Source organism: Arthrobacter pityocampae, assembly GCF_002927275.1.
GTDB classification, from domain to species: Bacteria; Actinomycetota; Actinomycetes; order Actinomycetales; family Micrococcaceae; genus Arthrobacter_D; species Arthrobacter_D pityocampae.
Window position 1 is genome coordinate 516645 of sequence record NZ_PRKW01000002.1, and the last position, 13160, is coordinate 529804.

The window sequence follows — 13160 nt, forward strand, 5'->3', positions numbered from 1 at the left end:
CGGCCGCCGGGGCGGCCGCCTTCGGGGATCGTGCCCGGACGCGGGGATCAGCTCTTGGAGAGCGCTCCCGCGACGAGGAACGCCATCTCGAGGGACTGCATGTGGTTCAGGCGGGGGTCGCACACGGACTCGTACCGCTCCAGGAACGCCTCCTGGTCGATCGGGTCCGCCCCACCCAGGCACTCGGCGACGTCGTCGCCGGTCATCTCGACGTGCAGCCCGCCCGGGAACGTGCCCAGGGAGTTGTGCACCTCGAAGAACCCGCGCACCTCGTCGATGACGTCGTCGAAGTTGCGCGTCTTGTAGCCGTTGCGTGAGGTGACCGTGTTGCCGTGCATCGGGTCCGTCACCCAGAGGACCTGCGCACCCGAGTCCGTGACGCGCTCGACGAGCTTCGGCAGCTTCTCGCGGATGTTCTTCGCGCCCATCCGCGTGATGAAGGTGAGCCGGCCCGGTTCGCGGTTCGGGTCGAGCTTGTCGATGAGCGCCAGGGCGTCGTCCCCGGATGTCGAAGGCCCGAGCTTGACGCCGATGGGGTTGCGCACCCTGGACAGGAAGTCCACGTGCGCGCCGTCGATCTCGCGGGTGCGCTCCCCGATCCACAGGAAGTGCGCGGAGGTGTCGTACGGCAGGGACGTGCGGGAATCGATGCGCGTCAGCGCGCGCTCGTAGTCCAGGAGCAGCGCCTCGTGGCTGGCGAAGAACTCGACGCGCTTGAGGGCTTCGAAGTCCGTTCCGCAGGCATCCATGAACCGGACGGCGCGGTCGATCTCGCGGGCGAGCGACTCGTAGCGGGAGTGTGCCGGGTTGGCCATGAAGCCCTTGTTCCAGTGGTGGACCAGGCGGAGGTCCGCGAACCCGCCCTGCGTGAACGCACGGATCAGGTTCAGCGTCGACGCCGACGTGTGGTAGGCCTTCACCATCCGGGAGGCGTCGTGCCCGCGGCTCTCCGGGGTGAACTCGTAGCCGTTGACCATGTCCCCGCGGTAGGCCGGCAGGGTGACGCCGTCGCGCGTCTCGTCGTTGGAGGAGCGCGGCTTGGCGAACTGGCCGGCCATGCGGCCCATCTTGATGACCGGCAGGGAGGCACCGTAGGTCAGGACCACGGCCATCTGCAGGATGGTGCGCACCCGCGCGCTGATCTTGTCGGCCGTCGCGCCGTCGAACGTCTCCGCGCAGTCGCCGCCCTGGAGGAGGAAGGCCTTGCCCTGGGCGGCCGCGGCGAGCCGCTCGCGCAGCACGTCCACCTCACCGGCGAAGACCAGCGGCGGCAGGCTGGAGAGTTCCTTGACCGACGCCGCATAGACTCCAGGATCCTGCCACGAGGGCTGCTGCGCTGCGGTCATCGAACGCCAGGCGTCGAGGCCGGCAGTGGTGGACGACGCGGATTCCGCGGTACGCGGGAGGACGGGAGCTAGGAAGTCAGTCACACCCGAATTCTACTGGCTGGGCGGTCACGGCCCGATTCGGGGCGTCATGGCCGCCCCGCGCACTGTCATACTGCGCTACCGCCCCCGGGGGAGCGCCTCGCGCGGACGAGCCGCACCGACCGGGCCGGCGGTCGCCCTGCGTCCCGGAGGCGTCAGGCGTTGCCGGTCGTCCCGTTACCCGGGGTGTCGGCGGCCTCGTCGGCCGTGCGCGATCCGTCCGAGGGGGCGCGGCCGATCTCGGTGACGGCCCCCGGCGCGGGGGTCGCGGCGTCGTTCGAGATCCGGACGGCGGCCCTCCGCGTGTCGGCGCCCGGCCGGGGCGCCTTGCGCCCGGCGGCCTTCTCCGCGGCGAGCCGCTCCTTGACCGTGCTGGCGTAGGCGTCGACGTACTCCTGTCCGGACAGGCGCATCAGCTCGTACATGATCTCGTCGGTGACGGACCGCTGGACGAAGCGGTCGTCCTCGAGCCCCTCGTACCGGGTGAAGTCCAGGGGCTCGCCGATGATGATGCCGACGCGGCGGATGTTGGGGATGCGGCGGCCGATGGGCTGCACCTTGTCCGTCCCGATCATGGCCACCGGGATGACCGGGACGCCGGTCGCGAGGACCAGTTTCGCCACGCCCGTCTTGCCCCGGTAGAGGCGCCCGTCGGGGCTGCGTGTCCCCTCCGGATAGATGCCGAGGACACCGCCGTCGTTCAGGATGTCCATCCCGGCGCTCAGGGAGGAGGACGACGCCGCCCCGCCCGAGCGGTCCATCGGCAACTGGTTGGACAGGCGGAAGAAGAGCGCCGTCAGCCGCCCCTTGACGCCCTTGCCCGTGAAGTACTCGGATTTCGCGAGGAACACCACGGTCCGGGGAACCACGATCGGGAGGAAGATCGAGTCGGAGAAGGACAGGTGGTTGCTGACGATCACGGCCGGGCCGGAGGCCGGGACGTTGTCGAGCCCCTTGACCCAGGGCCGGAAGAGGAGGTTGAGGATCGGACCGACGACGATCCTCTTCATCACCCAATAGAACACGCTGCCAGCCTCCCTGCATGGACGGTGCGGCACTCGGCAATGCCGCCCGCTTTTTCAACTGGAAGCCTACTCTAAGGGTGCCCGCGTGGCGGACGGCGTCACCACGGCTTCCAGCACCGGCGGAAAGGCGACGCGCGGGGCGGTTGACGTAGCGCCGTGCGGTGTCCACGATTGAACGAGCACGCCCACTAATGTCCGAAAATGCCGGGCGGAGATCCTCCGAATCCTGGCCGCAGCACGCGACGGCAGGTAGCAACGTATGGGCCCCCGAGGTCAGGAACCGAACGAATCCACGGACGACGCCGTCTGGCTCGACCTCGTCGCGCGGCTCGAAGGGACGTCCGCGGACGCCGGGTCCCCCGTCACGCCGCGGTCGGACGATCCCGGATCGGCGGACGCGCCGCCGTCCCGCGGCTCCGGCGCCCATGATGCCGTCCGTGCGGACGATCCCCCGGGTGACACGCCCGGCGACGTCACCGGCACCACGAGCCGCGAGCGGGCCGAGGCGATCTTCCGCAACCAGCCCTTCCGGTCCACCGGGCCGCGGGACTACGTGGCGCCGGAGGACCCGGACGAGGACGAGGGGTTCACGCCCGAGGACCCGCCGCCGCTCGGCTCCGGCGATCCGCTCACGGTCCTCGCGTGGATCGGTGCGGCCGGCGGGCCGGTCATGCTGTTCCTCGTCGCCATGTTCTGGCGGACGGCCCCCCTGGCCGCGACGCTCGGCCTGATCGCGGTGTTCCTCGCAGGTGCCGGCTACCTGCTCACCAAGCTGCCCAAGCACCGGGACCTGGGGGACGACGGCGCCGAGGTCTGACGCGGGCGGGCTCCGGCGACCTCAGGTTCCGCTGCGGGAGAGCAGCCGGGACAGGTCCGCGGCTCCGATGAGCCCCGCCGCCGGGCCGAGGGCTGCCCGCTCGATCCGCGCCACGGGCCGGAAGCCCCGACCGGTCAGGTTCCGCCCGAACGCGCGCCGGGTGGGCTCGAGCAGGAGATCCCCCGCCGCACTCAACCCGCCCCCGATCACGAAGGTGCCGGGGTCAACGGCCGCCGCCAGGTTGGCCAGCCCGAGCCCCAGCCACTGCCCGACGTCGTCGACGAGTTCCCGGGACGTCGGGTCGCCGTCCATGGCGAGCCGGGTGACGAGCGACCCGGTGATGACGCCGTCGTCGGCTGCCGCGGCGTCGATGATGGCCTGCGCCACGGGCGACTGCGCGGCGGCCAGCTCCCGCGCCTCGCGTCCGAGGGCGTTGCCCGAGGCGTACTGTTCCCAGCACCCCCGGTTGCCGCATTCGCAGCGCTGCCCCTGCGGGACGATGATCTGGTGGCCGAACTCGCCCGCGACGCCGTACCGGCCACGCTCCACGCGCCCGCCCATGATCATGGCCCCGCCGATCCCGGTGCCGAGGGTCACGCAGACCAGGCGGGACTCCCCCCGCCCCGCGCCGAACCGCCACTCCGCCCAGGCGGCGGCGTCGGCGTCGTTCACCACCGTCACGCGCCGGCGGAGGAGCTTCTCCAGGTTGCGCCGCACGGGCTCGTTACGCCACGCCAGGTGCGGGCTGAACAGCACGGTGCTGTTCGACAGGTCCATCCAGCCCGCCGCCCCGATGCCGATCGAGCGGACCCGGTACTCCCTCGAGAGCTCCCGGACGAGCTCCGTGACGACCGCCTCCACGGCGCGGGGGTCCTGGCCGGGCGTCGGGCTGCGCGCCTCGGCGAGGATCCGGCCGTGGACGTCCACCACGCCGGCGGCGATCTTCGTGCCGCCGATGTCCACGCCGACCGACAGGCCGCGTCGCGCCGGGTTGGGGAGGGCGGCGCGGGCCGGGCGGGCGGCCATCGGTCCGTTGCCCCTCCACGCCAGGCCGGTCCCGGGGCGCAGCCGCCGGGCACGGGGGCCCCCGGGCTCGGGCGTGATCGGCATGCTGTCCTCCTGGTTCCGGCAGGACGCGCGCGCACCCGTTACCGATTCGTACATTACTGGAACGTGTTTCGGACTGGTAACGCTATAGGGTTGTACCACCTCATCGTGGGGTGATATCAAAGGAGCTATCGTGCGCGACATCAGTGTCCCCGTCCTCGTCGACGTCCCCCGCCGGACGAACACCACGGACCTCGTGATCCGCCAGGCGACCAAGCCGTCGAATCCAGCCCTGTTCGCCGTCAAGGGCCCCTCCGGCGAGTGGGAGGACATCTCGGCCACCGAGTTCCGCCGCCAGGTCGAGGACGTCGCGAAGGGCCTGATCGCCTCCGGTGTCCAGCCCGGGGACCGCGTGGCCATCATGGCCCGCACACGGTACGAGTGGTCCCTGGCCGACTTCGCGATCTGGTTCGCCGGCGCGGTGTCCGTCCCCGTCTACGAGACCTCCTCCCCCGCGCAGGTCGCCTGGATCCTCAGCGACTCCGGCGCCGTCGGAGCCTTCGTCGAATCGGCACACCACGAGGGCGTGGTCCGCGAGGCCGTCGCGCTGGAGGGCATCGGCTCGCTGCAGCACGTCTGGCAATTCGACGGCGACGGGCTGGACACGCTGCGGACGGCCGGGGTGGGGACGGACGAGCAGATGCTGTCGGACCGCCGGGCGCACGCCGGGCTCGACGACGTCGCCACGATCATCTACACCTCGGGCACCACCGGGAAGCCGAAGGGCTGCGAACTGACGCACGGCAACTTCGTCGAACTGTCCGAGAACGCCGCCGCGGCCCTTCCGGAAGTGGCGCGCGAGGGCGGCCAGACCATCATGTTCCTCCCCCTCGCCCACGTCTTCGCCCGCTTCATCTCCGTCCTCTGCGTCGCCGCCGGCGCCACCGTGGCGCACACCCCGGACGTCAAGAACCTGCTCCCCGACCTGCAGAGCTACAAGCCCACGTTCATCCTCGCCGTGCCGCGCGTCTTCGAGAAGGTCTACAACAACTCCATGCTCAAGGCGGAGGACGGCGGCAAGGGCAAGATCTTCCATGCCGGCGCCGATGTCGCCATCGCCTGGTCGAAGGCCGAGCAGGCCGGGAAGATCCCCCTGACCCTGAAGGTCAAGCACGCGGTCTTCGACCGCCTCCTCTACGGCAAGATCCGCACGGCCATGGGCGGCCGCGTGGAGCACGCGGTGTCCGGCGGAGCGCCCCTCGGGGACCGGCTCGGACACTTCTTCCACGGCATCGGCCTCATGGTGCTCGAGGGCTACGGGCTGACGGAGACCACCGCGCCCATCACCGTGAACACGCCGAAGCGCATCAAGATCGGCACCGTGGGAGCCCCCCTGCCGGGCAACGCAGTGAAGATCGCGGACGACGGCGAGATCCTCGCCAAGGGCGTGTGTGTCATGAAGGGCTACTACAACCGCCCGGACCTGACCGCCGAGGCGTTCATCGACGGCTGGTTCCGCACCGGGGACATCGGCGAGCTCGACGAGGACGGCTTCCTGAGCATCACGGGACGGAAGAAGGAGATCATCGTGACGGCCAGCGGCAAGAACGTGATCCCGGCGGTCCTCGAGGACGCGATCCGCGCCAACGCCCTGGTCTCCCAGTGCGTCGTCGTCGGCGACGGCCGGCCCTTCATCTCCGCCCTCGTGACGATCGACGAGGAAGCCCTCCCGGGCTGGCTCGACCGGCACGGTCTGCCCGCCGGGACCACGACGGCGGACGCCGCGGAGCACCCGCAGGTCCTGGCCGAGATCCAGGGGCTCGTGGACCAGGCGAACTCGACCGTCTCGCGGGCGGAGGCCATCAAGGAGTTCCGGATCGTGGCGACCGACTTCACCGAGACCACGGGCCACCTCACGCCGTCCCTGAAGATCAAGCGGGCCCAGGTCCTCAAGGACTACTCGGACGTCGTGGAGTCCATCTACAGCCGGGCGTCCGTCTGACCGGGCGGGCGTCCGTCTGACCGGGCGGGCGTCCGTCTGACCGGGCGGGCGTCCCCCCGCCCGCGGGCGGGGGGACGCCCGGGTCAGTCGATGGCCAGGTGCAGCAGGGCGTTCTCGACCACCTCGGTGAGGGCGGGATGGATCCAGTACTGGCCGCGCGCCATCGTGTGCGCGTCCAGCCCGAAGGACATCGCCTGCACGAGCGGCTGGATGATCATCGAGGCCTCGTGGCCGAGGATGTGGGCACCGAGGATCCGGCCCGTGTGCCGCTCGGCGATGATCTTGGCGAAGCCGTGGGAATCCTCCATCGCCCACCCGTACGCGGTCGAACCGTAGTGCTGCACGGCCGTCACGACGGCCGTGCCCTCGGCCTCGGCGTACGCGAGGGCCTGGTCCTCCGTCATGCCGACGGACGCCGCCTGCGGATGGGAGAACACCGCGGCGGGGACGAACCGGTGGTCGCTGGCCCGCAGCGCCTCGGGGTGGAGCAGGTTATGAGCCACGATCTTCGCCTCGTGGTTGGCCACGTGCTTGAGCTGGTAGGGGCTGCTCACGTCGCCGAGCGACCACAGGCCCTCCACCGGCGTCCCGTTGCGCAGGACGCGCTGGAACCCGTCCACGGCGAGGCGACCGTCGTCGTGCGTGTCCAGGCCCGCCTCGGCCGCCCCCAGGCGGTCCGTGTTCGGTGTGCGGCCGATCGCCACGAGCACGGCGTCGACCTCCAGGTCCGCGGCGCCGGCCGGGCCGCTGAGCCGGGCGGTGACGCTGCCGTCGTCGTTGGCGCTGATGCCCGTGACGTCCGTGCCGAGGCGGAGGTCCCACTGGTGGGCGGCCTGCTCGGTGAAGGCGTCCGCCACGGTCCCGTCGAGGTGCCGCAGCATGCCGGCGGAGCGGACCGCGAGCGTCACCCGGGTGCCGAACGCGCCGAACACGTGCGCGAACTCCGCCGCGATGTACCCGCCGCCGATGATGAGCAGGCGCCGCGGCTGCTCGTCGAGGCGCATCACGGTGTCCGAGGTGTGCACCTGGGGCAGGCTGATACCCGGGATGTCCGGGAGCACGGCCCGTGAACCGGCGGCGAGGACCAGCTGATCGGCGGTGATGACGTCCCCGGCGGCGGTCTCGAAGGATTTCTCCCCCGTCAGGCGGACGTACTCCTCGATCAGGGTGACATTCGGGAGCTCCTCCGCCCGGTAGGCCCTGCCGCCCCGGGAGATGGCATCGACGCGGGTGAAGATGCGCTCACGGATGTCCGCCCAGCGCACCCGGTCCAGGGAGAGATCCACCCCGAGCCGCGAGGACTCCGTCGGGGCGGCGGCCAACCCGGCGGGGTACACGAACATCTTGGTCGGGATGCACCCCACGTTGAGGCAGGTGCCGCCGAACGTCCCGCCGTCGACGAGCACCACCTTGCGGTCGTCCCAGTCCGGGGAGATGAGTGTGTTGCCCGAGCCGGAGCCGATGATCGCGAGGTCGTAGTGGGTCACCCCCGCAGTCTAACGGCGGCAGCCCAGCACCGGCCGCGGCGCCGGCCGGTGCTGCTCCGGCCGGTGCCGTGGTTCAGGATCCCGCGACGACGAGGAGGAGGTCGCCGCCCTGCGCGGGCGCGGCGCCGGTGAAGGCGACGCGCTGGACGGTGCCGGCCACGGGGGTCGTGATGCTGGCCTCCATTTTCATGGCCTCGATGGTCGCGACGGTGTCCCCGGCGGCGACGGTGTCCCCCGCGGCGCGGGTGACGGTCACGGACCCGGCGAACGGGGCCGCGATCTGCCCCGGGGTCGAGGGGTCGGCCTTCTCCGCGGCCACGACGTCGCTGTGGACGCTCCTGTCCCGCACACTGACGGGTCTCATCTGGCCGTTGAGGGTGCACATGACGGTCCGCATGCCCTTCTCGTCCGGTTCGGAGACCGCCTCGAGGGTGGCGATGAGCCGGACCCCCTTCTCGAGCTCGATGACGTGCTCGGTGCCGGGCTGGAGTCCGTAGAGGTAGTCGGCGGTGCCCAGGAGGGACACGTCGCCGTAGGTGTCGCGGGTGGCCCGGAAGTCCTTCGTCGGTCCGGCGAACAGGAGGGTGTTCAGGGCGGACCGGCGCTCCGACGGGGAGCCGGCGAGCCGCGCCTCGTCCTCGGCGGAGAGCCGGGCGTCGCGGGGTTTGAGTGCGCGGCCCTGCAGCGCCTTGGTGCGGAAGGGCTCCGGCCAGCCGCCGGGCGGGTTGCCGAGCTCCCCGTTGAGGAACCCGATGACGGAGTCCGGGATGTCGTAGGCCTGCGGGTTCTCCTCGAATGCGGCGGGGTCGGCGTTCGCGCCGACCAGGGCCAGGGCGAGGTCGCCCACCACCTTGGAGGACGGCGTGACCTTCACGAGCCGGCCGAGGATGCGGTCCGCTGCGGTGTACATGTCCTCGATCGCCTCGAACCTCTCGCCCAGGCCGAGGGCGATGGCCTGCTGCTTCAGGTTGGACAGCTGCCCGCCGGGGATCTCGTGGCGGTACACGCGGCCCGTGGGCCCGGGCAGCCCGGACTCGAACGGTGCGTACATGCGGCGCACCGCCTCCCAGTACGGTTCCAGGGAGCAGACGGCGTCGAGGTCCAGGCCGGTGTCCCGCGGCGTGTGCGCGAGGGCCGCGACGAGGGCGGACGCGGAGGGCTGGCTGGTCGTGCCGGCCAGGGCGGCGCTGGCGACGTCGACGGCGTCGACCCCGGCGTCCACGGCCGCCAGGAGCGTGGCGAGCTGGCCGCCGGCGGTGTCGTGGGTGTGCAGGTGGACGGGCACCTCGAAGCGCTCCCGCAGGGCGGTCACGAGTTTCGCCGCGGCGGCCGGACGGAGCAGCCCGGCCATGTCCTTGATGGCGAGGACGTGGGCGCCGGCGTCCACCATCCGCTGCGCGAGGTCCAGGTAGTACTCGAGCGTGTAGAGCGTCTCCGCGGGGTCGAGCATGTCCGCGGTGTAGCAGAGGGCGACTTCCGCGACCGCCGTCCCGGTCTGCCGGACCGCCCGGATGGCGGGCTCCATCTGCGTGACGTCGTTCAGGGCGTCGAAGATGCGGAAGATGTCGATGCCCGACGCGGCGGCCTCGGCCACGAACGCCGTCGTGACGGCCTCCGGGTACGGCGTGTAACCCACGGTGTTCCGGCCCCGCAGCAGCATCTGCAGGCAGACGTTCGGGATCTCGCGGCGCAGCGCATCCAGGCGTTCCCACGGGTCCTCACCGAGGAAGCGGAGCGCGACGTCGTAGGTGGCGCCGCCCCAGGCCTCCACGGACAGCAGCCCGGGGGTCAGCCGGGAGACGCTCGCACCGGCGGCGGCGAGGTCCCGGGTGCGGACGCGGGTGGCGAGCAGCGACTGGTGGGCATCGCGGAACGTGGTGTCCGTGACGGCGACGGCGTTCTGCTCCCGCAGCGCCTTCGCGAAACCCTCCGGACCGAGCTCGAGCAGCCGTTGCCTACTCCCGGGCGGCGGGGCGTCGGCCCGGGCCTCGAGCTGGGCGTCGCCTTCGGCTCCACGGCGGCCCTCGGGAAGCGGCGGCAGTTTCTCCCTCGGGTCGAGGTGCGCGGGACGGGCGCCGTTGGGCTGGTTGACCGTCACGTCGGCGAGCCAGGTGAGGAGCTTGGTGCCGCGGTCAGCGGGCACGCGCGCGGTCAGGAGTTCGGGGCGTTCGTCGATGAACGACGTCGCCACATTGCCCGCGATGAAGTCGGGGTCGTCCAGGACGGCCTGCAGGAAGGAGATGTTCGTGGACACGCCGCGGACGCGGAACTCCGCCAGCGCCCGCCGCGCCCGGGTGACCGCCGAGGGATAGTCCCGGCCCCGGCAGGTGAGCTTGACCAGCATGGAGTCGAAGTGCGGGCTGATCTCGGCGCCCGCGTAGACGGTCCCGCCGTCGAGCCGCACCCCGGCGCCGCCGGCGGACCGGTACGCGGAGATCCTGCCGACGTCGGGACGGAACCCGTTCGCCGGGTCCTCCGTGGTGATACGGCTCTGCAGGGCCGCGCCGCGCAGGGTGACGGTGTCCTGGCTGAGGCCGAGATCGGCGAGGGTCTCGCCGGCGGCGATCCGCAGCTGGGACTGGACGAGGTCGACGTCGGTCACCTCCTCGGTGACGGTGTGCTCGACCTGGATGCGCGGATTCATCTCGATGAACACGTGCTGCCCGGCCCGCTCCCCGACCGTGTCGACGAGGAACTCGACGGTCCCGGCGTTCACGTACCCGAGGGCGGTCGCGAACTTCACGGCATCGCGGTGCAGCGCCTGGCGGATGGTGTCGTCGAGGTTCGGCGCGGGAGCGATCTCGATGACCTTCTGGTGGCGACGCTGCAGCGAGCAGTCCCGCTCGAAGAGGTGCATCACGTTGCCTTCGGCGTCCGCGAGGATCTGCACCTCGATGTGCCGGGGGCGCAGGACCGCCTGCTCCAGGAACATGGTGGGGTCCCCGAACGCGGACTCGGCCTCGCGCATCGCGGCCTCCAGCGCTTCCGGCAGCGCCTCACGGGTGTCCACCCGGCGCATCCCGCGCCCGCCCCCGCCGGCCACCGCCTTCGCGAAGACGGGGAACCCGATCTCGTCCGCCGCCGCGATCAGCTCCGCGACGTCGGCGCTCGGGCGGGAGGAGGCCAGCACCGGGATGCCGGCCGCCCGGGCGGCGTCGAGGGCCTTGACCTTGTTGCCGGCGAGCTCCAGCACGTCGGCCGGCGGTCCCACGAACGTGATCCCGGCCTCCACCGCGGCCCGGGCGAGCCCCGGGTTCTCGGACAGGAACCCGTACCCGGGGTAGATGGCGTCGCAGCCTGACTCCCGGGCCACCCGGATGATCTCCTCGATGTCCAGGTACGCCCGGACCGGGTGGCCCTCCTCACCGATGAGGTACGCCTCGTCGGCCTTCTGGCGGTGGATCGAGTTCCTGTCCTCCTGGGGGAAGACCGCGACGGTCTTGGCTCCCACCTCGTGTCCGGCCCGGAAGGCGCGGATGGCGATCTCACCACGGTTGGCTACCAAAATCTTCGAGAACATCGTACTCCTGCATCCTTGCCGGTCGGGTTCTTCAGGCTGGCATGATCCTACCCGCGGGGCCGCGCCGGTCCATGGCGGTGCCGCCATGTGGACGGGTGCTCCGCCGGGCCCGTCAGCCGGTGGTCCGCGCAACCTATGATGGACGGGATCACAGGGACATCGGGCCGCCCGTCGCGGCCGGGACAGGGTATGGGTTTCGAACGTGCAGGTAGTGAGCATCAGCAGCCTCAAAGGCGGCGTGGGCAAGACGTCGATGACCCTGGGGCTGGCCTCGGCCGCACTGGCGGCCGGCATCCCGACGCTCGTCGTCGACCTCGACCCACACGCTGATGCGACGACCGGGCTCGGCGTCCGGCCCTCCGGCCAGACCGATATCGGGCGCCTGCTCAAGGACGCCCGGCGCGCCGACCTCGGCGCCCATGCCGTTCCCAGCGGCTGGGTGGCGACCGCCGCGCGGCGTCCGGGCGTCCGGGCGGCCACGCTCGATGTCGCCATGGGGTCCGCGCACTCGGGCATCTACGACCGCCCGGACCTCGGACGCCGCGACCAGCGGCGCCTGTCCTCCCTCCTGGCGCGTGTCGAGGGCTACAGCCTCGTCCTGATCGACTGCCCGCCGTCGCTGAACGGTCTCACCCGCATGGCGTGGACCGCGAGCAACAAGGTGCTCCTCGTGGCGGAACCCGGTCTCTTCTCCGTGGCGGGCACCGAGCGCACCATGCGCGCCCTCGAGCTGTTCCGCCGCGAATTCGCGCCGAACCTGCAGACGGCGGGGATCCTCGCCAACCGGGTGCGCGAGACCTCCCACGAGCACGCGTTCCGCCTGGGCGAGATGCGGCAGATGTTCGGAGACCTGGTGCTGAGCCCCACCATCCCGGAGCAGGCCAACTGGCAGCAGATCCAGGGTGCCGCCCACTCCGTGCACCACTGGCCCGGCGAATCCGCGCAGCAGGCGGCGGCCTCGTTCGACGAGCTGCTCACCAACGTGGTGGATCCGGCCAGGATGCGCAGGCGGACCGCGCGCGTGTAGGCGCGGTGCGTGCCGGTGTGGCGGGCGTGCCGGGGTGAAGGGAGCTCAGCTGATCTTGCGGGTCACGCGGCGCTTGCTGAGTTCGTCACCGGGGAAGTCCTGGTCCGCGGCATGCTCGCTGGGGAGGGCAGCGAGGCTTCCCTCGACCTCGCGCCAGACGCGGCCGACGGCGATGCCGAAGACTCCCTGTCCGCCCTGCACGAGGTCGATGACCTCGTCCGCGGAGGTGCATTCGTAGACGCTCGCGCCGTCGCTCATGAGGGTGATCTGGGCGAGGTCCTCGACCCCGCGTTCGCGGAGGTGCTCCACGGCGGAACGGATCTGCTGGAGGGAGACCCCGGTGTCCAGCAGGCGCTTGACGACCTTGAGGACGAGGATGTCGCGGAACCCGTAGAGGCGCTGGGTACCGGAACCGGCGGCGCCGCGGACAGCCGGTTCCACGAGTCCGGTCCGCGCCCAGTAGTCGAGCTGGCGGTAGGTGATGCCGGCCGCCTTGCAGGCCGTGGGACCGCGATACCCGGCGTCCTCGTCGAGGACGGGGAGGTCCTCCGTGAACAGGAGGCCCTGGGCGTGCGCCGGGACGCCGGTGCCTGATGGGCTGGCTGCCTCGCCGGCGTCACCCTTCGGACTCACGTGCTGCCTCCTCGTCGGGTTCCCCGGGACATCTGCCGACCGGACGGATCGGCAGGATGCACGCACGGGTACCCCGGGTCCATCACGCGCGCAGTGGGAACTGTATCCTTCGACGTTAGATCCCCCGAGGGGCAAGGTCAAAGACGATCCACCTCAAGATTTGCCGTGTCGCCGG

9 protein-coding genes are annotated in these 13160 nt (G+C 71.4%); 3 read left to right on the forward strand and 6 right to left on the reverse strand.

The genetic code is table 11. The features are described from left to right. Positions 1-47 precede the first annotated feature (47 nt). Complete coding sequence (locus tag C4K88_RS06255) at positions 48-1430, reverse strand: class II 3-deoxy-7-phosphoheptulonate synthase (RefSeq protein WP_104120744.1); 1383 nt, start codon at positions 1428-1430, stop codon at positions 48-50. A gap of 152 nt (positions 1431-1582) precedes the next feature. Then, positions 1583-2452 carry a lysophospholipid acyltransferase family protein gene (locus C4K88_RS06260; RefSeq protein WP_104120745.1) on the reverse strand — a complete coding sequence of 290 codons (870 nt, stop codon included), beginning with the start codon at positions 2450-2452 and terminating at the stop codon, positions 1583-1585. Positions 2453-2711: 259 nt separating this feature from the next. Here C4K88_RS06260 and C4K88_RS06265 point away from each other — a divergent pair, with 259 nt between their 5' ends. Further along, the gene (locus C4K88_RS06265) at positions 2712-3269 is read left to right on the forward strand and encodes a hypothetical protein (protein WP_104120746.1); all 558 of its coding nucleotides are present in this window, start codon (positions 2712-2714) and stop codon (positions 3267-3269) included. A 21-nt stretch (positions 3270-3290) separates the two neighbouring features. On the opposite strand, the gene C4K88_RS06270 is transcribed toward C4K88_RS06265, so the two are convergent. Beyond that, on the reverse strand, positions 3291-4295 hold the full coding sequence (locus C4K88_RS06270) for an ROK family glucokinase (RefSeq protein WP_167398984.1): 1005 nt from the start codon (positions 4293-4295) through the stop codon (positions 3291-3293). A gap of 214 nt (positions 4296-4509) precedes the next feature. On the opposite strand from C4K88_RS06270, the gene C4K88_RS06275 reads away from it, so the two are divergent. Then, positions 4510-6318, forward strand: a complete 1809-nt coding sequence (locus tag C4K88_RS06275; RefSeq protein ID WP_104120748.1) for an AMP-dependent synthetase/ligase — start codon at positions 4510-4512, stop codon at positions 6316-6318. 83 nt (positions 6319-6401) lie between these two features. Here the strand turns inward: C4K88_RS06275 and C4K88_RS06280 are convergent, their stop codons facing one another. Further along, a complete protein-coding gene (locus C4K88_RS06280) occupies positions 6402-7805 on the reverse strand; it encodes a mycothione reductase (protein WP_104120749.1) in 1404 nt (467 codons plus the stop codon). Between the two features lie 73 nt (positions 7806-7878). After that, positions 7879-11325, reverse strand: coding sequence for a pyruvate carboxylase (locus C4K88_RS06285; protein WP_104120750.1), 3447 nt, complete (start codon positions 11323-11325; stop codon positions 7879-7881). Between the two features lie 202 nt (positions 11326-11527). Here C4K88_RS06285 and C4K88_RS06290 point away from each other — a divergent pair, with 202 nt between their 5' ends. Next, a complete protein-coding gene (locus C4K88_RS06290) occupies positions 11528-12352 on the forward strand; it encodes a ParA family protein (RefSeq protein WP_104120751.1) in 825 nt (274 codons plus the stop codon). Between the two features lie 45 nt (positions 12353-12397). Here C4K88_RS06290 and C4K88_RS06295 read toward each other — a convergent pair whose 3' ends face one another. Then, positions 12398-12985 carry a MerR family transcriptional regulator gene (locus C4K88_RS06295; protein ID WP_104120752.1) on the reverse strand — a complete coding sequence of 196 codons (588 nt, stop codon included), beginning with the start codon at positions 12983-12985 and terminating at the stop codon, positions 12398-12400. Positions 12986-13160 lie beyond the last annotated feature (175 nt).